We start from the raw sequence: 18,691 nt of genomic DNA on the forward strand, positions 1-18,691 counted from the left end.
AATTAGAACTATGCAATGATACTTACTCGTTTTGATCTGAAAAAGAGGGGGCATTCACTTGAAAAGAAAAAACATGCTGCACTCCATTCTCGCCCTATCCGTACTGTTTTCGACGGTCCTCGCGGGTTGCTCATCCGGACAGTCTGCGACTTCCGGGGCCAGTACCAGCACGACGGTGACCAGTCAGCCTGGACCGACTCCGGCAGCAACCGGAGGAACCTTGATTATCGCCCGTCTGTCCGATGCCAACAATCTGGATCCGCATTTCAGCACCCAGATCAACTCCATGGCTGTTGTGCAGCACAAGCTGTACGAAGGACTCGTGCTGCTCGATCAAAACAGCGAGTACAAGCCGCTCTTGGCGAGTGAATGGAAGCAGCTCGACGACCTCACATGGGAATTCGTCCTTCGAGATGGCGTGACATTCCATGATGGCACCCCCTTTGATGGAGAAGCGGTAAAGAAGACGATCGCCAGGATTTTGGACAAAAACGCACCGACTCCCAAGGCCAACATGTTTGGCATGATTAAAGAAGTCAAAGTGATCGACCCGCATAAAGTGCAGATCATCCTCCACTATCCGTTTGCCGGTTTGCTGTCCGTACTGGCGAGTGCTGAAGGCGGCATCATCAGTCCAAAGGCGATTGAGCAATATGGAAAGGATTTGAACAAGCATCCGGTCGGAACGGGACCTTTTGTGTTTGAATCGTGGACGCCAGGACAAGAGATCGTGCTTACGAAAAATGAAAAGTATTGGGGAAAAGGGCCGAAGATTGACAAGGTTGTATTTAAGACGGTGCCGGAGGATACGACCCGTGTCGCGATGGTTGAGACTGGGGAAGCTCATATCGCGGAGCAACTGCCTGTGACGGAAATCGAACGCGTCCAAAATTCCACCAACATGACGCTGGGACGTTATGAATCCTTTGCGGTTGATCATATCGGGATGAATGTGACGAAAAAGCCGTTTGATGATGTGCGGGTGCGTCAGGCCATCGCCCATGCCATCGACAAGGAAGCGATCATCAAAGGCGTGTACAATAACGTGGGAAAAGTCGCGGTCTCCACATTGGGACCAAAAGTGATCGGGTACAGCCCGAATCTGAAGACGCCGGAATACGATTTGAACAAAGCGAAGCAGCTGCTGGCAGAAGCCGGGTATGCGAATGGTTTTAAAGCGACGGTGTACTTAAATGACAACAAAGCACGCATCAATGTGGCGGAAGTCTTGCAGTCGCAGCTGAAGGGGATCGGGATTGACCTGCAGATTCAAGTGATGGAGTTTGGAGCGTATTTGGATTTGGCAGGAAAGGGCGAGGCGCAAATGTTTATCAGCGGATGGGGAAATGCGACGGGTGACGCTGACTACAACCAGTACAACCTGTTCCACAGCACATCGCACGGGGTGCCAGGCAACCATTCCTTCTATTCCAATCCAAAAGTGGATGCGCTGATCGAAGCCGGACGAAAGGAAAAAGATCCGCAGAAGCGCAAGGAAATCTATGAGCAAGCGCAGCAAATCGAAATGGACGAAGTGCCGCTGCTCCCTTATCGCAGCAGTGAAAACCTCGCCGCCATCGCGAAAAACGTACAAGGTGTCACCATCAGTCCTTCGGGATACGTCGAGATCAATGACGTGACGATTCAGCAGTGACGGGCTGAGAGGGACCTTTCTGCCGACGGGTACAGGAAATTTGCCTCGATCACTTCAAATGTAAGCGAGGCAGAGCTCAAGTAGGCTTACTCCCATGCATTGGATTTGGTGGAAGAGTACGCCTGCTTGCTCGGCCAAGACTATCCATTGGATGTGACGCCCGCCTTCTTGCAGAAATTGCGAACCCATCCAGGCGTCCGCAAGTAAAAGGATACCGATAAAGAAAAAGGAAAGAGGATCAGAAGATTTCTGACGCCTCTTTCCTTTTTTATGTTCCGCTAAACCTCGCCCTAGGGATAGTTAGTGTTAAAAATCAGTAAAGAAAATGAAAATAGAAGTAAAGAGAGTGAACAAATATAGCCAGAATAGTAGGTAAAATGAAACATGCGCGAATGATGAAAAAATTAACACAATAGGAACGCGCGAAAGAGGGGGACATCAACATGAAAAAGACGCGCTTTTTTCAGACGCTGATCGCGCTGACAGTAGCCGTTTCGGCTGCGCTAGCCGGCTGCTCTTCGGGCCAGGAAGCAAGTCAGGGGAACAACGGATCTGCGCAACCGGGAGCAAGCGCACCCGCAGGAAAAACCGGCGGTACCTTGGTGATTGCACGACTGTCCGATGCCAACAATTTGGATCCGCACTTCCTCACGCAAATCAACTCAGCCGCCATTATTCATCACAAGGTATACGAGGGACTCGTGCGGATGGACAAGGAGAGCAAGTACGTCGGTTCGCTGGCTACCGAATGGAAGCAGCTGGATGACGTGACGTGGGAATTCAAGCTGCGCCAAGGCGTCACATTCCACGATGGCGCGCCGTTCAATGCAGAAGCGGTGAAAAAGACCATCGCTCGCGTGCAGGATCCGAATGTCGGGTCCAATCGCGCCAATCTGTTTGAAGCCATCAAAGAAGTGAAGGTCGTCGATGATCTGACCGTACAGTTCGTTTTGCACTATCCGTATGCTCCGCTTCTGTCCGTTTTGGCAAGTGCGGAAGGGGTTATCCTCTCACCCAAAGCGATCGAGCAGTACGGAAAAGATCTGACCAAGCACCCGACCGGTACCGGACCGTACAAGTTCGAATCGTGGACACCCGGCCAGGAAGTGGTGCTCGTGAAAAATGACAGCTACTGGGGCGGACAGCCAAAGCTGGACAAGGTCGTCTTTAAAACCGTACCAGAGGACACCACTCGGATCGCCATGGTAGAAACAGGCGAGGCGCAAGTCGCCGAGCAATTGCCTGTAACCGAAGTGGATCGCGTACAAAATTCCAGCAGCATGACACTGGGGCGTTTTGCTTCCTTCTCCAGCGATCATATTGGGATCAATACGAAGAAGAAGCCATTTGATGATGTGCGTGTCCGTCAGGCTATCGCATACGCTGTCGATAAGGAATCCATCATCAAGGGTGTGTACAATGATGTAGGGAAACCAGCGCACTCCTCGATTACTCCAACGATGGTCGGTTACAGCGAAAACGTAAAAGGCCTGGATTACAATCTGGAAAAAGCAAAGCAGCTGCTTGCTGATGCAGGCTATGCAAACGGCTTCAAAGCAACAATCTACCTGAACGACAACAAAGCTCGCATCAACGTGGCAGAGGTATTGCAGCAACAGCTCAAACAAATCGGAATCGATCTCCAAGTGAAGGTGTTGGAGTTCGGCGCTTACATCGACGCAGCCTCCAAAGGGGAAACCGACCTGTTCATCAGCGGCTGGGGCAATGCGACCGGTGACGCAGACTACAATCAGTACAATCTGTTCCACACCAAGTCGCAGGGCGCACCAGGCAACCACTCCTTCTACAGCAATCCAGAAGTGGACAAGCTGATCGAGGAAGGTCGCAAGGAAAAAGACGCGGACAAGCGCAAACAGATTTATGAACAAGCTCAGCAAATCGAGATGAATGACGCCGGGTTGATTCCTTATCGTTTCTCTGAGAATCTCGCTGCCATTCAAAAAGGTGTTGAGGGCGTTTGGATCAGCCCAGCTGGTCATATCGAAGTAGACGACGTGGTTCTTCCATAACGCAGCAAAAGGAGCAGCATAGCGAGATACCTGCCAGGGTCGAGCTATGCTGTTCGTCTATACAGAAGCTGGAAGCTGGATAATAAGAGATTCATGGGGGCGAGCTAGATGAGTAAAAACAAAGCGTGGAAGTGGATGGCTGCGAGTGTGCTTGCTGCAGGACTGTTGGTGACGGGGTGTTCGACGGGGAAGGAGCAGGCAGTGGCCAGCAAGCCGGCAGGGGCGGAAAAGCAATCTGCTCCAAAGACATTGATGATCGCTCGACAATCGGATGCGAATAATCTCGACCCGCATTTCATTTCCTCCATTAATGCGGCGAGCGTGGTCCAGCACAAAGTATACGAGGGGCTGATCCGGCGCACAGAGAGCATGGAATTCAAACCGATGCTGGCTACGGAGTGGAAACAGAAAGATGACGTGACGTGGGAGTTCAAGCTGCGTCAGGACGTCAAATTCCATGACGGAACACCGTTTACGGCTGAAGCGGTGAAGGCCACGATCGGACGGGTCCTGGATGAAAAAGTGGGCTCGCCCCGTGCCACTCTGTTTAAAATGATCAAAGAGGTAAAAGTCATCGACGACTACATCGTAGAGTTCAAGCTGGAATATCCGTACTCGCCGCTGCTCTCGATCCTGGCGAATCACGAAGGCAGCATCATCAGCCCGAAAGCAATCGAGCAGTATGGGAAAGACTTGAGCAAGCATCCGGTCGGTACTGGCCCGTTTGTATTTGAGTCATGGACGCCGGGTCAGGAGATTGTCCTCAAGAAAAATGAAAACTACTGGGGTCAAAAAGTGAAGGTAGACAAAGTAGTTTTCAAGGTCGTTCCCGAAGATACGACTCGCATTGCCATGGTGGAGACAGGAGAAGCCCATATCGCAGAGCCGTTGCCCGTCACGGAAATCGATCGGGTGAAGAACTCGGCGCAAATCGACTTGTATCGCAGCGAGGGGCTGGGAACGGAATTCGTCGGCTTCAATACGAAGAAAAAGCCATTTGATGATGTTCGCGTGCGCCAGGCGATCAGCTATGCAATTGAGACGGATGCCATCATACAAGGCGTATTCAATCAGGTAGGAACCAAAGCGAATTCGGCAATGAGTCCCAAAGTGCTGGGCTACAGCGGCAAGCTGAGAGGGTACGCATTCGACCCGAATAAGGCAAAGGCCTTGCTCGGAGAAGCGGGGTACCCGAACGGTTTCAAAACCACCATTTGGACGGGGGATCGGAAAGAGAGGATCAACACGGCAGAGGTCATCCAGTCGCAATTAAAGGGAATCGGGATCGATGTCGAAGTGAAAGTCCTCGAATACGGAGCCTATCTGGATGCGGAAGATAATGGAGAGACGGACATGTTCATCAGCGGCTGGGGGAATGCCACTGGCGACGGGGACTACAACCAGTACAATCTGTTCCATTCCAAATCACTGGGAAAGGGTGGAAACACAACGTTTTACGTGAATGCTGAAGTGGACAGATTGATTGAGGAAGGACGCAGGGAGCAAGACCCGGAAAAGCGAAAAGGAATCTATGCACGTGCATTGGAGATAGAAGTAAGTCAAGCTCCGATGGTGCCGATCCGCAATCTGGAGAATGTCGCAGCGGTAGGAAAGAATGTGAAAGGATTTTGGATCAGCCCATCCGGGTACATGATGATCAACGACATTACGATTGAATGATAGGGAGAGAAGAGTAGGATGGAGAGAAAAGGAAGCTTCTGGATCACAAACGCCACTCTGGAGCACAGCTTTGCATGGAAAGAGGGGAGGGTTGCCGGCACGCAAACCGAGCGGGTCCATGTGCAGGTAAAAGGGGGACGCATGGAAAAGATCGTTCCCGCTTCTGAACCGCTTCCGCCCGACGTGGAAAGCTGGGATGCCCGAGGTCTTCTCATGCTGCCATCTTTTCGAGAAATGCACATTCATTTGGACAAAACCTATTATGGAGGTCCGTGGCAGGCATGCATTCCTGCCTCCAATCGATTTTTTCGCATCGAGCAGGAGCGAGAACTGTTGCCGAAGCAGCTCCCTGTCGTGCAGGAAAGGGCTGAAAAGCTCCTGGATTTGCTGCAATCGAACGGAGCTACCCATGTGCGTACGCACTGCAACATTGACCCGGTCATCGGCCTGCAAAACCTGGAGGCTACCCTTCGTGCCTTGGAGACATACTCGGGGAAACTTTCCTGGGAAATGGTTGCCTTTCCTCAACACGGATTGCTCCGCAGCAAGTCTGTCGGGCTGATGCGGGAAGCTCTGCGAAATGGAGCCGGGCTCGTCGGGGGAGTGGATCCCGCCACGTTTGATGAAGATATTGAAAAATCGCTGAATACCGTGATGGATCTGGCGGTGGAAGCCGATGCGGATATCGATCTGCATTTGCATGAACCGGGACACCTGGGTGTCTTCATTATCAAACGGATCGCTGCGCTGACCGAGGAAGCCGGTTGGCAAGGACGTGTGACAATCAGCCATGCGTACGGACTAGGGGAAGTACCTGAGTCGCTCGCAAGTGAAATCGCCGAGCAGCTGGTCCAGCATCAAATCTCGATCGTGACCGCGGTTCCCATCGACATGCCTACCATACCTGTTCCGCTCTTGGATGCAAAGGGAGTCCGAGTATCGCTTGGAAACGATAACATCACCGATCATTGGGACTCATTCGGCACGGGAGATATGCTGCAAAAAGCCAATCGCCTCGCAGAGCGTTTCCGTTGGACGGACGAGGTCAGACTGTCTCGGGCGCTGGGATTCGTCACAGGTGGTGTGACTCCGCTCGACGATCGAGGCAACCGCGTCTGGCCGCAGGCGGGGGATTCCGCAGATGCTGTGTTTGTGCAAGCTGGCTGCTCTGCAGAAGCGGTGGCGCGTCAATCGGCGAAAGCAGCTGTCCTGTTCCAGGGCAAGCTGGTATGGCAGTCCGAAGACGATTGTGAAAAGTGAAGTAAAAGTAAAAATATTATAAATAGATGTAAAGATGCTGAAAGGTTTGATTGACCCCTTGCCGTATAATGCAGATAAGCAAAGATTACAGAAATTTCGACAACATTCACCAGGGGGACATTCAAATGAAGAAAGCACGCTTGTTTGGAACCTTGCTTGCCTTGACGCTAACCGTCGGTACCGTATTGACCGGTTGCGGCGCAGGACAAGAGCAAGCGGGTACAGGAACATCTGCACCAGCGGAAAGCCCGAAGGCAGGTGGCACGCTGATCGTGGCTCGCAAAGCAGACGCTAACAATCTCGATCCTCACTTCATCACGAATATTCCATCCGCAAACTACATTTATGGCAAAGTTTACGAAAGCTTGATCGCGCGGGATAAAAACTCCGAGTACAAGCCTACGCTTGCGACGGAATGGAAGCAGGTAGATGATCTGACATGGGAGTTCAAGCTGAGAAGCGGCGTAACCTTCCACGATGGGGCGCCTTTCAATGCAGAAGCTGTGAAAAAGACGTTTGAACGGGCAAAGGATCCGAAAGTGGCTTCGCCTCGCGCGTCCAATTTCTCCATGATCAAAGAAATCAAGGTCGTGGATGATCAGACCGTTCAATTCATTCTGGACTATCCATTTGCTCCTCTGCTCTCCATTTTGGCGAGCTCTGAGGGCAGCATTTTGAGCCCGAAGGCCATCGCGGAGCATGCAGACACGCTGTCCAAACAGCCTGTAGGAACAGGGCCGTTCAAATTTGAAGCTTGGACACCGGGCCAAGAGATGACGCTTGTGAAAAATGACAGCTACTGGGGTGACAAGCCAAAGGTAGACAAGGTTGTGTACAAAGTGGTGCCTGAGGACACTACCCGAATTGCAATGATTGAAGCAGGCGAGGCTCACATCGGCGATCAACTGCCAGTGACAGAAGTAGAACGCGCCCAGTCTTCGCCGAACATGACGATGGTTCGGGCAGAAGGCTTGGGAGTGGAGTACATCGGGTTCAACGTCACGAAAAAACCGTTTGATGACATCCGCGTCCGTCAGGCTGTCGCTCATGCCATCGAGAAGGAAGCGATCGTCAAAGGGGTCTACAACAATGTAGGGAACGAAGCCGTATCGGCCATGTCCTCCAAGGTGATCGGCTACAATCCGAATCTCACAGACTACACCTATGACGTCAATGAAGCGAAAAAGCTGCTCAGCGAGGCAGGCTACGCAAACGGCTTCAAGACCACCATCGTAACGGATGACCGCAAAGAGCGGATGAACGTGGCAGAGGTGATTCAATCCCAGCTGAAGGGAATTGGCATCGATGTGGAGATCAAAGTAATGGAATATGGCGCTTACCTCGAGTTCACAGACAAAGGCGAACACGACATGTTCATCGGCGGTTGGGGTAATGCCACGGGAGACGGAGACTACAATCAGTACAACGTGTTCCACAGCTCTTCCAAAGGCAGTGCGGGCAACCTCGCTTTCTACAACAATCCGGAAGTGGACAAGCTGATCGAGGATGGCCGTCGTGAAAAAGATCCTAAAAAGCGCAACGAAATTTACGCCAAACTGCAAGAAATCGAGCTGAAAGAAGTGCCGGTCATTCCGATCCGCACCATCGATCATGTATCGGTGACGGCAAAGGATGTCCGTGGCTTCTGGCTGAGTCCGGTAGGATATCTGATGCTGGATGATGTGACAATTCAATAGGATAAAAGGATTCGGGGATGGCGGATTGCGCTGTCCCCGATTTTGTAGGGAAACGTTCCAAAAAGACTCGATGAAATGTTAGAATCATGTTATATTTTCTGACATAGAGCTCTTTTGGAGGGTGATTGATGTGAGCTGGTTTCTGTCTGGATTTTTTTTATCGCTTTCGCTCTGTCTCGATCTCGGGATGGTGAACGTAGCGATCATTCGTGCCGGCGTAGAGAGAGGTCTCCTGCCTTCTTTTCTGATCGGGGTCGGCTCGAGCTTTGGAGACTTGATTTACGCCCTGCTCTCCATGGTCGGAATTTCTTTGCTCCTTGAAAACCGCGTCGTACGCTGGATGCTTTGGATAGGCGGCACGGTCATTTTGCTGTACATGACCTGGAATATGCTCAAGGAGTTCCGCAGACCCAAAGAAATTGATCTGGGATCGAAAGAAAAACGTATGGACAAGAGGAGAAGCTGGAAGGACTTTTCCTCAGGACTCGGCCTGGCGTTGGCTTCTCCGTCGGCAATTCTCTGGTTCGCTACGATTGGCGGCAGCGTGATCGCCTCATCGAATGCGGATTCAACTGCAGCGCTGTTCTCGTTTTTCGGAGGGTTCTTCACGGCCTCCATCGCCTGGTCGCTGTTCATGGCAGGGGTCTCGAGTCAAGGAGGGAAATGGCTTGGCCATCGACTTCTGCGGGGCTTTTCGTTTTTGTCTGCCTTGCTCTTTCTGTACTTCGCAGGCAAAGTGTTCATCGACGGCTATCATACTTTGCTGTAGTCATCGTTCTGCATGACTGGTAAGGTAGAGGAGAACGTCACTTGCGAAGAGGTGGATGGGAATGCACGAAGAGGTGCTTGATATCTACGACGAAACAGGAACACACATCGGTGTAGCCAAAAGATCGGAGGTGCACCGCCTTGGACACTGGCACCAGACCTTTCATTGCTGGATCTATCGGGTGCGGGAAGGGAAGATTCAGGTGCTGTTTCAAAGGCGTCATCCCGAAAAGGATACGTTTCCAAATCTGCTGGACATCACGTCGGCAGGTCATCTGGCCGCTTCCGAAGCACCAGAGGATGGAGTGCGGGAGCTGCAGGAGGAGCTGGGGCTCGCTGTCGCGTTTGAAGCACTTGAGCACATCGGCGTGATCAAGGATGAAGGGATGGGTCCCGGGATCATCGACAAAGAGCTGTGTCACGTATTTGCCTATGCTTGTGACCAGCCCCTGGACGAATACGTTTTGCAGCCGGAAGAGGTCACAGGCCTCCTATGGGTCGATTTGGATGAGCTGGAGCGAATGTTTGCAGGGGAGCGGGACAGGCTGGAAGCGGCTGGCTTTTTGGCGGAGCCGGATGGGACGAGGCAGGACGTCCTCCTGCAAGTCGAGCAGCACGCCTTTGTACCGCATGAAAGTCATTATTATGAGCAAGTGTTTACGGCGATCAGAAAGCTCGGAAATGCTATGCGAAGCGAAATAGAGTGACAAATAATACCTTGCCCGCTCAGCGTTGGGCGGGTATTTTTCACGTGTAGGCGGTTGCCGAGGATCCTCAGCAAGATCACATGCAAACGTGCTATACTGATACAATGCTTTTTAGATAGAGATGCGTGTGTAGATGGAGAGGAGATTGCAATGAGGGCAAAGATCATGATGGCGCTGATGCTCTCGACGTTCCTGGCAGCGATGGAAGGGACGATCGTCAGTACGGCAGTGCCTCGGATTACGAGTGATTTATCTGGATTTGAACAGGTCAGCTGGGTGTATGCGATCTACATGCTGGCAACAGCGGTTTCAGCACCGATCTACGGCAAGCTGGCCGATTTATTCGGCAGAAAAAACGTGATGATGTTCGGGATCGGAATTTTTCTGATCGGCTCTACCTTGTGCGGACTTGCCATGTCCATGGAGCAGCTGATTGTTTATCGGGCGATACAGGGCCTCGGTGCAGGTTCCGTGATGCCGATTACGATGACGATTATCGGAGACTTGTACAACGATCAATCCTCCAGGGCCAAGGCACAGGGCTGGATCAGCGCGGTTTGGGGCTTGTCCGGTGTTGTCGGCCCGCTGGTGGGAGGATTCTTGGTCGATACGATCTCTTGGCGATACATTTTCTTTTTGAATTTGCCTTTTGGCCTCTTGTCGTTCTTTATGCTGGTTCTTTTCTACAAGGAAAAGCTCGGGGTCAAGACCAAGCGTCATATTGATTATCCGGGAGTGCTGATATTCAGTATTGGGACGATTTCCTTGCTGTACGCCCTTTTGAGGGGCAGCCAAAACCAGTCTTGGCTAAGCCCTACCATCTTATCCTTGCTGGTCTTTAGCATCATGACGTATGTGATCTTCGTGTCTGTGGAGAGGAAATCTCCGGAGCCGTTGATCCCCCTGAGTCTGTTTACGAACCGCAACGTCACAATGATCAACATGCTGACGCTGCTCGTCAATGCAATCGTGATCAGCCTGGTTGTTTACTTGCCGATCTGGAGTCAGGGCGTGCTGGGTGAGAGTGCGACGATGGCAGGTTTCGTCCTGACGCCGATGCCGGTTTGCTGGACGCTTGGCTCTGTCGTCTCAGGCAATCTGCTGGGGCGTCTGCGTGCGGATCAGCTGATTACGGGAGGGACCGCGGTATTGACGATTGCCTCGATTCTTCTGTTTAGTCTGTCTGCTCAATCGCCGGGATTTCTCATTTACGTCGCGGTTGGTCTGATCGGCTTGGGAATGGGGCTCATCAGTCCGATCGTCATGGTCAAGATTCAGGCATCCGTCCCGGTAGACAAACGCGGAACGGCCGTGGCCCTCAATACGTTTACGGCTACCTTTAGCCAGACCTTTGGGGCGGCAGTGTTCGGCATGTTCTTTAATATGGTGACGGTTGCCAGCGGTCAAAAAAATCTGGGCTCCTCGTTTGAAAGCGGCGGAATCCCTGCCCAGCAGCTGGAGCAAGTCCGCGACATCCTGGCTTCCGGGGTTCACGTCGTCTTCACCGGGACAATGGTCGTGGCCATCGGCAGCTTCATGCTGGCTTTGATGATCGCAAAAGCAAGACGTGAAGCGGTCGGGATGGATGGAAACTAGAAATGGCGTCGGCGATTGTGCCGGCGTCTTTTTTGTCGTGAGCGAAGAAGATGCCATTTTCCAAAAAATGAAAAAATCGTATTGCCTTTGCACCGAGTTGTTGGGTACTATTTTCCTGTAAGAAAATGGGCAAGCAAACGAAGACAAAAGGAGTGCAGTGGACGATGGAGGAAATTCGGCCGATTTCAATTGACGATATCCATGAGGTTGTCAGAATTGCAGCGATGGCTTACCCAGGTAGCAATCTCCTTGCACCCGACAATCAAAAACGGTTTTATGAACGAGTGCGAGACACGCTGGAAAATGATCAAATCGCAAGCTTCCACGGATTGTTTCGCGATGAGCGTCTCGTCGGGGTCATGAAGTGGTACGATCTTCCCATGAATGTGCACGGTATCCCATTGCTCACGGGCGGGATCGGTACCGTCGCAGTTGATTTGCTGCACAAGAAGGAAAAAATGGCGATGGCCATGCTTCGCGGTTTTCTTACGACCTATCGGGAGCGCGGTGTCAGTCTGGTGTCGCTTTACCCGTTTCGTGTTGATTTTTACAAAAAAATGGGCTTTGGGGTCGGCACCAAGATTCATCAATACCGGATCAAGCCCTCCAGTTTTCCATATACATCCAAGGACAAGGTGTTCTATCTGGGCGAGGATGACAGAGAGCAAATTCTCGCTTGTTACCACCGCATCGTCAGGCAGACGCATGGCATGATTAAAAAGACAGAGAGAGAGCTGAAAAGCTTTTTGGGACAACCGGAGCAGGTGGCAGTCGGCTGTAAAAAGGACGGAAAAGTGATCGGCTATCTGGTCTTCCAATTTCAGCGTGTTCATGACGACAACCGCATGCAAAATGACATCGTAGTGAAAGAATTCTTGTATGAGTCTTATGAAGCGATGGCGCAGCTGCTGTCCTTTTTGCAGAGTCAGGCCGACCAGATCAATCGGGTCGTCTTGACCACGGCAGATGAAGACTTTCATTTTCTTTTGTCAGACCCAGGGAATGGTACAGACAGGCTGCTGCCCAGTGTGTATCACGAGAGTCACGTATCCGGAGTCGGCCTGATGTACAGAATCATTGATATCCCGGGCTTTTTCCACCAGCTGTCGCAGCGTCGCTTCGGCAGGGAGAATTGCCTGCTGCGCTTGAATGTACGCGACAGCTTTTTGCCGGAGAACGAGGGGAGCTGGCTCATCGGCTTCCGGGATGGCCTCCCTCATGTAGAAGAGGAAGGGCAAGCGGATGTGGAGCTTTCGATGGACATCGCGGACTTCTCTTCGCTGGCGATGGGGGTAGTCAGCTTGCGCAAGCTGTATTTGTACGGATTGGCAGAGGTGAGCGACGAAAAAGCGATCCCGCTTTTGGACAGGCTCTTTGCTGCAAAAGAAAAGCCGAAGAGCACGACGCCTTTTTAACCAAATAAAATTGTCATCATTTTGACACAAATCGGTATCTTTATTCCTCCCTCTCCATATGATGGTACAAAACGGTAATGACCGTTTTGGTTGACCGCAAGCGGTCACATCTACGTTTATGAAAAACGTCGAGATGTTCCGATCCCCCGATGAGAGGGGACGTTTTTCACAGAATGGGAGGGGGGTAAGCGGGTGATTTACTTAACGCTCGTAATCTTTTTTGCTTTTTTACTCGTCGTCTGGTTTGTGGTCAAACTCCTCTTCCGCCTTGACCGTCGCGATTCCATCATCTACGACCAACGTACACTTTGGGAGAATTATGAAGTGGACTTGCAGGACATGCGTTATCCGAAGAAGAAAAAATAAACAGAGGAAGGCGCCGGCAATTGGCGCTCTTTCTGCTGTGAGGCAGATTTTCTGAGGAGAGGTGAAAGGGATGACGATCGGGACAGAGGTACATCAACGAGAATATTTCCGATTGAAGCTGGAGCATCCTCTCTGTGCCGACATGACGATCGTCCTCATCAAGGGTAAGGCGATGGAAATTGGCAGTTCGAAGGTGTTGGTGGAGGATCTGGGAGCAGGGGGACTTCGCTTTTTGTCCCATTTGAAAATGCCTGCAAACGACCAGCTCGTTCTCCAGTTCGATACCGAGCTGTGTTCGGAACTGATCACCATGTACGGGCACATCGTTCGGACGACGCGTTGGGAAGAGGAGTTTTATGAATACGCTGTCAAATTCACGATGGATGAATCCCAGCATCTCGAAATCAACAGGCTGGTAAATCGGCTTGCCATACGATACCGGAATCAAAAAGAAGTGAGAGATGGACGCTTTTGGAAAGGCGACAGACGAGAGTTCCTGATGCAGCAGGCGGGAACCCAGACATAACTTGCGTTCAAACTAGACAAAAAGCTCCCGTGTTGTGCATTGAGCCAACAAGGAGCTTTTTTGTTTGACAATATATAAACGTGATGTTACATTGTCTATTATAAAACAAACGAAAGAAAGTAGTGTTTATCAATGTCGCTAACAGATCACTTTTGGAATGCTTCCTTTGATGAGTTGAAGCAGGGTTATGCAGAGCGTGAGCATGACTTTGTCTGCTTGCTCTGCGGAGAGACGGTCGAAAAAGGGATTATTTATCCCGTTGATGGACTTTTGTTTGAGGCAGCGAAGTTTATGGCTCGCCACATTGATACGGAGCATGGATCGGTGTTTCAGCATCTGAGCCAGCTGGATAAACGAATCACAGGATTGTCTGACCACCAGAACAGCCTGATGCGGCTTTTTTACCAAGGCTTAAGCGATCAGGAAGTTCAAAAAGAGCTGGGCATCGGAAGTGCATCTACGATCCGCAACCATCGCTTTGCCTTAAAGGAAAAAGAAAGGCAGGCCAAAGTGTTTCTCGTGATGATGGAGCTCATGAAGGGGACGGGCAAGAAGTCTTCGCATTTGGCACCTGCACAGGCTGTGTCCAATAAAAAGCGGGGATCGGAGCAGGAAGTGTCGCCAATGGAATATGCACAAATCACGCAGAAATATTTCCCCGAAGGGACGCTTGGCGCGCTGCATCTCTTTCCGCGCAAGCAAAAACATCGTTTGGTTGTTCTGGAGGAGATATCCAAGCGATTTGATCCGAAAAAGATTTACACGGAAAAAGAGGTCAACGCCATTTTGGAGGCCGTTTACGAAGCGGATTACGTGACCATCAGACGGTATTTGATTGACTATGCTTTCTTGGAGAGAAACCCGGATGGCAGCGGGTATTGGGTCAAAAACACCGGAGAGGAGCAGGAAAAAAATATGGATCGCAAGCAAGAGCTCAAGCAATTGTACAAGGAAGTCAAGACGGAAGCAGGCGTCTATCAGATCCGAAATACAAGGAATGGGAAAGTCTGGATCGACGGTACGATGAATCTGAAGACGATGAACGGCAAGCAGTTTATGCTCAAGCACGGCTCCCATACGGTCAAGGATCTGCAAAAAGACTGGGAGCAATACGGTGAAGAAGCGTTCGTGTTCGAGGTGCTCGAGGTGCTGGAGAAAAAGGATGAGCCTTACTTTGATGCTGCTGATGCCCTGGAAAAGCTGGAGGACAAGTGGCTCGACAAGCTGCAGCCGTACGGAGACAAAGGCTACAATGAAAGGAAAAAACAATGACGGCTGCCTGTACGGCAGCTTTTTGTTTTTGGCTTCAGTCCAGCAGATGAAATCGTTCGAGCTGTTCCCACAAGCCTTCCTTCTTCAAGATTTCCTTTTGCTTGGAGCCGATCAGGTCAAAGTGCGGAAAGGGCGGTCGATCATGGATATACGCTGGATTCAATCCGTTCGCTACACACCAATCCACGAGCTTGACGCGATTTGCGCAGCCTACCTTTGTTACGGTTTTGGCGCCAGGAAACCGGGGGTCGAGCCAATAATGGGTCAAATAGGCGATTTCCTCCCTCGTCACCGCTTGCTTCCACTGATTCAGTTCTTCTCTGGTGATACCAAATGCCACGGGCGTTCATCCTTTATCTCTTCATTGTGCTTCGGTTCAGTCCATTATAGCAGAATGCAAAAAGACAGACTTGCTGCCCTTGGTGGAGGGAGAAGTCTGTCTTTTCATCAGTTATCGAATTCCTTGTGGCAGTGTAGGCGGCACGTAGTTCAATTCTTCATCCGCAGTGATGTAATCGGTGTTGACCATGAGCAGAAGATAACGTTTCCCGGTTTGAGGATCGCTCAGGATGATGTGGTCACGACCGGCTGTTTCCAGCACCCCGCGGAAAATCTTTGCATTCCATTGGCTGTTGTTCTCGAATGTTTGATACACGGTAATGACTTTGCCTCGATTCAGGCGCAGGATATTTTCAATGTAAGATTCCTCAACGAGCTGACCTGGTGGGAATGGTACGCCGGGAATTGCGGAACCGCTAGGCTGCATCGGCATCAGCTGAGGCTGTTGTTGCTGCTGCTGCTGTGGAAAGCCATACGGCATTTGCGGCGATTGATACATGTCGTAACCAAATGGCTGTTGATACTGAGGGTAAGGCATTTGTTGACTCATGATGAACTCGCTCCTTTATCTATCTTTCATCTAGTAAACGCGTGGGCAATCCTCAGGTGTCGGGACGAAGAAGCAGTGCGCTTTATAGCGTCCGGAATTTTGCTGATCCCACCAGGTAGGCGGACAGTCGCCTGCTGGTCGATAAAACCACAAAGCGTTTGAAGCGGGATGTGTCCGTTCTCCATTAATTGCGCGTTTGGCTAGCCGTTTCTCTCTATCTCTGGCGCGTTGATAAAAATACGGCTTATTGACCGATTCATATCCGCCTGGAGATTGATACACCATGTCATTCATGCTCCGAATGTTTTTGAAATCCAAGCAGTTGGCAAGGATGCGGTTGACGCCAACATTGCCTACCATGAGCATGCCTAGCTCGCCTTCTCCTTCCGCCTCTGCACGAAGCAGGCGAGCTAGCAAATCTACATCACTGGCGTTCGCTTTGATTACGGCCATCGCTTCACCTCCTCCAAAAACTCACAATTACAATATATGGGCGCACCTGTAATCGGTGATTGACGGATATAATTTTTCTCTTGGCTTGTCGAGTGTTGTCAGAATGAAACGATTCCTAGGAATTTTAAATAATATGGAAAAATTAAGTAAAAAGCACTATGTTTGCGGGAGAGTGGCTTGTAGTAAATTTGTATTAGTCTAACAATTCAGAAAAAACTGGAGGGAAATGCCTTGAATCAAAAAAAGAAACATCGTTCCGCTTCAAAATGGAGACAAGCCCCGTTTCTTGCCCGACTTTCCGTGTTGTCTGCTCTCGCTGTGACAGCGATGCTGCCATCGCAGACGCTTGCTGCCTCAAAATCTGTAGCTGGCTTTTCACCGGAAAAAACGGAGTGGCAGATTTCTTTTGAAAAAACATTTGCCCAGATGGTGAGCAAGGAATCGATTGCCCGGTTCTCCAAAGAGATGAGCAAGCGTCCTGGGGTCGTGGGGACGCCTGGAAATGCAGCCAATGTCGAGTTTGCCGTAAAGGAGCTGAAAAAGGCGGGGCTTCAGGCGGAAGTGAAGACCTACGATGTGTACATGTCCGTTCCGAAAAAAATCGCTGTGACGCAGACATACCCAGCGAAGCGTGAGCTGCAGGTCATGGAAAATCTGCCCAAAGGAACGCCGTACGCGAATGAAGTCATACCCGGCTACAATGCCTATTCGGCATCTGGCACTGTAGAGGCGGAGATTGTATACGCCAACTACGGTAGACCCGAAGACTTTGCCGAGCTGGAAAAGCGGGGTATTTCCGTGAAGGACAAGATTGTGATTACGCGCTATGGAGCCAATTTCCGCGGAGTAAAACCCGAGCAGGCTGAAAAACGCGGAGCCATTGGCATGCTCATTTACAGCGATCCTGCCGATGACGGTTATGCAAAAGGGATTGTGTATCCGGAAGGCCCGTGGAGACCAGCTGATGCGATTCAAAGAGGAAGCATTCTGTACATATTCCGCTATCCGGGAGATCCGTTGACGCCGGGAGAAGCCTCGGTTCCGGCGACGAAGCGCTTGGATCCAGGTGAAGCGGTGTCTCTCCCTCAAATTCCGACGACTCCGCTTTCCTATGGGGAAGCACGGCCTTTACTCGAAGCCATGCAAGGGGAGGACGCTCCGGCCGCCTGGCAGGGCGGGTTGCCCTTCACCTACAAGATTGGCCCGGGAGCGACAAAAGTGAAAATTGCCCTGGATATCGAATACAAAAATCAGCCGGTCAATGATGTGATTGTCCGCATTCCGGGAGCGAAGCATCCAGAGCAAACCGTAGTGATCGGTGCCCACCGTGACACATGGGCCTATGGAGCGGGAGACAACACTTCGGGCTGGACGTCGACGATGGAAATCGCCCGGGTGCTGGGGGAAATGGTGAAAAAAGGATGGAAGCCAGATCGCACCATCATTCTGGCCGGCTGGGACGGTGAAGAGTACGGGTTGCTCGGCTCCGTGGAATGGGCCGAAGAGCATCGCAAGGAATTGACGGAGAACGCGGTGGCGTACATCAATATGGATGGAACAGGCGGCCAATTCTTCGGAGCCTCTGCCGTGCCGTCGGTGAAGCAGCTGATCTACGATGTCACGAAAGAAGTGACAGAGCCTCGGAGCGGTTCTTCCATTTACGATGACTGGTATGTGCGGGAGGGGAGAAAGGACCCTTCCATCGGCAAGCTTGGAAGCGGCTCTGACTATACGCCGTTTATCCAGCATTTGGGTGTGCCGTCGATGGATATGGGATTTGGTGTAGCAGGAGGCCTGTACCATAGCGCCTACGACAATTTGGATTCGATGAAGCGCTTCGTTGATCCGGGATATGAACATCAAGCGGCTGGCTCCCAGCTCGTCGGGATTGCGGCGCTGCGTCTCGCAAATGCGGATGCACTCCCCTTCCAGTACTCGGCATATGCTGCCGATGTGGTGGGCATGCTGGAGGAGATCGCTGGAAAAGATACGCTCGGTGTCGATTTGTCTCCCGTCATCGCGCAGGCGCGCAGCTGGCAGGCTTCAGCCAAAGAACTGGAGGAGCTGGCAGGAAAGATGATTGCCGATGGCATCACGGATGAGGAACGTATCCTGCTGGAAAAAATGAATGCAGCGATGATGCAGCAAGAACGCGATTTGATCGTGTCTGAGGGCCTGCCCAGCCGTCCGTGGTACAAGCACCAGGTTTGGGCACCCGGACTGACGACGGGATATGCAGCGCAGCCATTGCCAGCGATCGCCGAGGCGATCCAAGCAAATGATGCCAAGGCTCTGCAGCAAGCAGCTGATCGTTTGAGCGGAGTGTTGAAAAAGGCGACAGAGACAGCCGACGCAGCAAAGTAAAGCAAGCTTGTGCA

At 51.4% G+C, this 18,691-nt stretch carries 16 protein-coding genes; 13 read left to right on the plus strand and 3 right to left on the minus strand.

Annotation, left to right across the window (positions count from 1 at the left end; genetic code table 11):
* Positions 1 to 58: 58 nt before the first annotated feature.
* From JNE38_RS08670 to JNE38_RS08725, 12 genes are all read left to right on the plus strand, one after another.
* On the plus strand, positions 59 to 1,654 hold the full coding sequence (locus JNE38_RS08670; RefSeq protein WP_203356185.1) for a glutathione ABC transporter substrate-binding protein: 1,596 nt from the start codon (positions 59 to 61) through the stop codon (positions 1,652 to 1,654).
* Positions 1,655 to 2,097: 443 nt separating this feature from the next.
* Positions 2,098 to 3,684 carry a glutathione ABC transporter substrate-binding protein gene (locus tag JNE38_RS08675; protein WP_203356186.1) on the plus strand — a complete coding sequence of 529 codons (1,587 nt, stop codon included), beginning with the start codon at positions 2,098 to 2,100 and terminating at the stop codon, positions 3,682 to 3,684.
* 108 nt (positions 3,685 to 3,792) lie between these two features.
* Positions 3,793 to 5,364 carry a glutathione ABC transporter substrate-binding protein gene (locus JNE38_RS08680; protein ID WP_238933594.1) on the plus strand — a complete coding sequence of 524 codons (1,572 nt, stop codon included), beginning with the start codon at positions 3,793 to 3,795 and terminating at the stop codon, positions 5,362 to 5,364.
* Positions 5,365 to 5,382: 18 nt separating this feature from the next.
* On the plus strand, positions 5,383 to 6,624 hold the full coding sequence (locus JNE38_RS08685) for an amidohydrolase family protein (RefSeq protein ID WP_203356187.1): 1,242 nt from the start codon (positions 5,383 to 5,385) through the stop codon (positions 6,622 to 6,624).
* Positions 6,625 to 6,749: 125 nt separating this feature from the next.
* The gene (locus JNE38_RS08690; protein ID WP_203356188.1) at positions 6,750 to 8,321 is read left to right on the plus strand and encodes a glutathione ABC transporter substrate-binding protein; all 1,572 of its coding nucleotides are present in this window, start codon (positions 6,750 to 6,752) and stop codon (positions 8,319 to 8,321) included.
* Between the two features lie 130 nt (positions 8,322 to 8,451).
* Entirely contained in the window at positions 8,452 to 9,090 is a 639-nt protein-coding gene (locus tag JNE38_RS08695; protein WP_238933595.1) for a LysE family translocator, read from the plus strand.
* Between the two features lie 61 nt (positions 9,091 to 9,151).
* Positions 9,152 to 9,796: an NUDIX hydrolase gene (locus JNE38_RS08700; RefSeq protein WP_203356189.1), complete on the plus strand. Its 645-nt coding sequence runs from the start codon at positions 9,152 to 9,154 to the stop codon at positions 9,794 to 9,796.
* Between the two features lie 150 nt (positions 9,797 to 9,946).
* Positions 9,947 to 11,392 (plus strand): MDR family MFS transporter, encoded by a 1,446-nt coding sequence (locus JNE38_RS08705; RefSeq protein WP_203356190.1) that lies wholly within the window; start codon positions 9,947 to 9,949, stop codon positions 11,390 to 11,392.
* A gap of 164 nt (positions 11,393 to 11,556) precedes the next feature.
* Positions 11,557 to 12,807, plus strand: coding sequence for a GNAT family N-acetyltransferase (locus JNE38_RS08710; protein WP_203356191.1), 1,251 nt, complete (start codon positions 11,557 to 11,559; stop codon positions 12,805 to 12,807).
* 192 nt (positions 12,808 to 12,999) lie between these two features.
* Positions 13,000 to 13,173, plus strand: coding sequence for a hypothetical protein (locus JNE38_RS08715; protein WP_203356192.1), 174 nt, complete (start codon positions 13,000 to 13,002; stop codon positions 13,171 to 13,173).
* A 70-nt stretch (positions 13,174 to 13,243) separates the two neighbouring features.
* Positions 13,244 to 13,699, plus strand: a complete 456-nt coding sequence (locus tag JNE38_RS08720) for a PilZ domain-containing protein (RefSeq protein ID WP_203356193.1) — start codon at positions 13,244 to 13,246, stop codon at positions 13,697 to 13,699.
* A 132-nt stretch (positions 13,700 to 13,831) separates the two neighbouring features.
* Positions 13,832 to 14,971 carry a DUF2087 domain-containing protein gene (locus tag JNE38_RS08725; RefSeq protein WP_203356194.1) on the plus strand — a complete coding sequence of 380 codons (1,140 nt, stop codon included), beginning with the start codon at positions 13,832 to 13,834 and terminating at the stop codon, positions 14,969 to 14,971.
* Positions 14,972 to 15,005: 34 nt separating this feature from the next.
* Here JNE38_RS08725 and JNE38_RS08730 read toward each other — a convergent pair whose 3' ends face one another.
* The 3 genes from JNE38_RS08730 to JNE38_RS08740 all read right to left on the minus strand — a co-directional run bounded on the left by JNE38_RS08730 (position 15,006) and on the right by JNE38_RS08740 (position 16,313).
* Positions 15,006 to 15,311 carry a hypothetical protein gene (locus JNE38_RS08730; protein ID WP_203356195.1) on the minus strand — a complete coding sequence of 102 codons (306 nt, stop codon included), beginning with the start codon at positions 15,309 to 15,311 and terminating at the stop codon, positions 15,006 to 15,008.
* A gap of 111 nt (positions 15,312 to 15,422) precedes the next feature.
* A complete protein-coding gene (gene gerQ / locus JNE38_RS08735) occupies positions 15,423 to 15,860 on the minus strand; it encodes a spore coat protein GerQ (protein ID WP_203356196.1) in 438 nt (145 codons plus the stop codon).
* Positions 15,861 to 15,890: 30 nt separating this feature from the next.
* On the minus strand, positions 15,891 to 16,313 hold the full coding sequence (locus JNE38_RS08740) for a cell wall hydrolase (RefSeq protein WP_203356197.1): 423 nt from the start codon (positions 16,311 to 16,313) through the stop codon (positions 15,891 to 15,893).
* Between the two features lie 231 nt (positions 16,314 to 16,544).
* Here JNE38_RS08740 and JNE38_RS08745 point away from each other — a divergent pair, with 231 nt between their 5' ends.
* Positions 16,545 to 18,677 carry a M28 family metallopeptidase gene (locus tag JNE38_RS08745; protein ID WP_238933596.1) on the plus strand — a complete coding sequence of 711 codons (2,133 nt, stop codon included), beginning with the start codon at positions 16,545 to 16,547 and terminating at the stop codon, positions 18,675 to 18,677.
* Positions 18,678 to 18,691: the final 14 nt, after the last annotated feature.

The sequence above is a fragment of the Brevibacillus choshinensis genome, from assembly GCF_016811915.1.
Classification (GTDB): Bacteria; Bacillota; Bacilli; order Brevibacillales; family Brevibacillaceae; genus Brevibacillus; species Brevibacillus choshinensis_A.

Excerpts from the sequence above, each read along its gene's own strand:
- JNE38_RS08675 (WP_203356186.1), top strand. The coding sequence starts at position 2,098 with ATGAAAAAGACGCGCTTTTTTCAGACGCTGATCGCGCTGACAGTAGCC.
- JNE38_RS08680 (WP_238933594.1), top strand. The coding sequence starts at position 3,793 with ATGAGTAAAAACAAAGCGTGGAAGTGGATGGCTGCGAGTGTGCTTGCT.
- JNE38_RS08685 (WP_203356187.1), top strand. The coding sequence starts at position 5,383 with ATGGAGAGAAAAGGAAGCTTCTGGATCACAAACGCCACTCTGGAGCAC.
- JNE38_RS08690 (WP_203356188.1), top strand. The coding sequence starts at position 6,750 with ATGAAGAAAGCACGCTTGTTTGGAACCTTGCTTGCCTTGACGCTAACC.
- JNE38_RS08700 (WP_203356189.1), top strand. The coding sequence starts at position 9,152 with ATGCACGAAGAGGTGCTTGATATCTACGACGAAACAGGAACACACATC.
- JNE38_RS08705 (WP_203356190.1), top strand. The coding sequence starts at position 9,947 with ATGAGGGCAAAGATCATGATGGCGCTGATGCTCTCGACGTTCCTGGCA.
- JNE38_RS08710 (WP_203356191.1), top strand. The coding sequence starts at position 11,557 with ATGGAGGAAATTCGGCCGATTTCAATTGACGATATCCATGAGGTTGTC.
- JNE38_RS08720 (WP_203356193.1), top strand. The coding sequence starts at position 13,244 with ATGACGATCGGGACAGAGGTACATCAACGAGAATATTTCCGATTGAAG.
- JNE38_RS08725 (WP_203356194.1), top strand. The coding sequence starts at position 13,832 with ATGTCGCTAACAGATCACTTTTGGAATGCTTCCTTTGATGAGTTGAAG.
- gerQ (WP_203356196.1), bottom strand. The coding sequence starts at position 15,860 with ATGAGTCAACAAATGCCTTACCCTCAGTATCAACAGCCATTTGGTTAC.
- JNE38_RS08740 (WP_203356197.1), bottom strand. The coding sequence starts at position 16,313 with ATGGCCGTAATCAAAGCGAACGCCAGTGATGTAGATTTGCTAGCTCGC.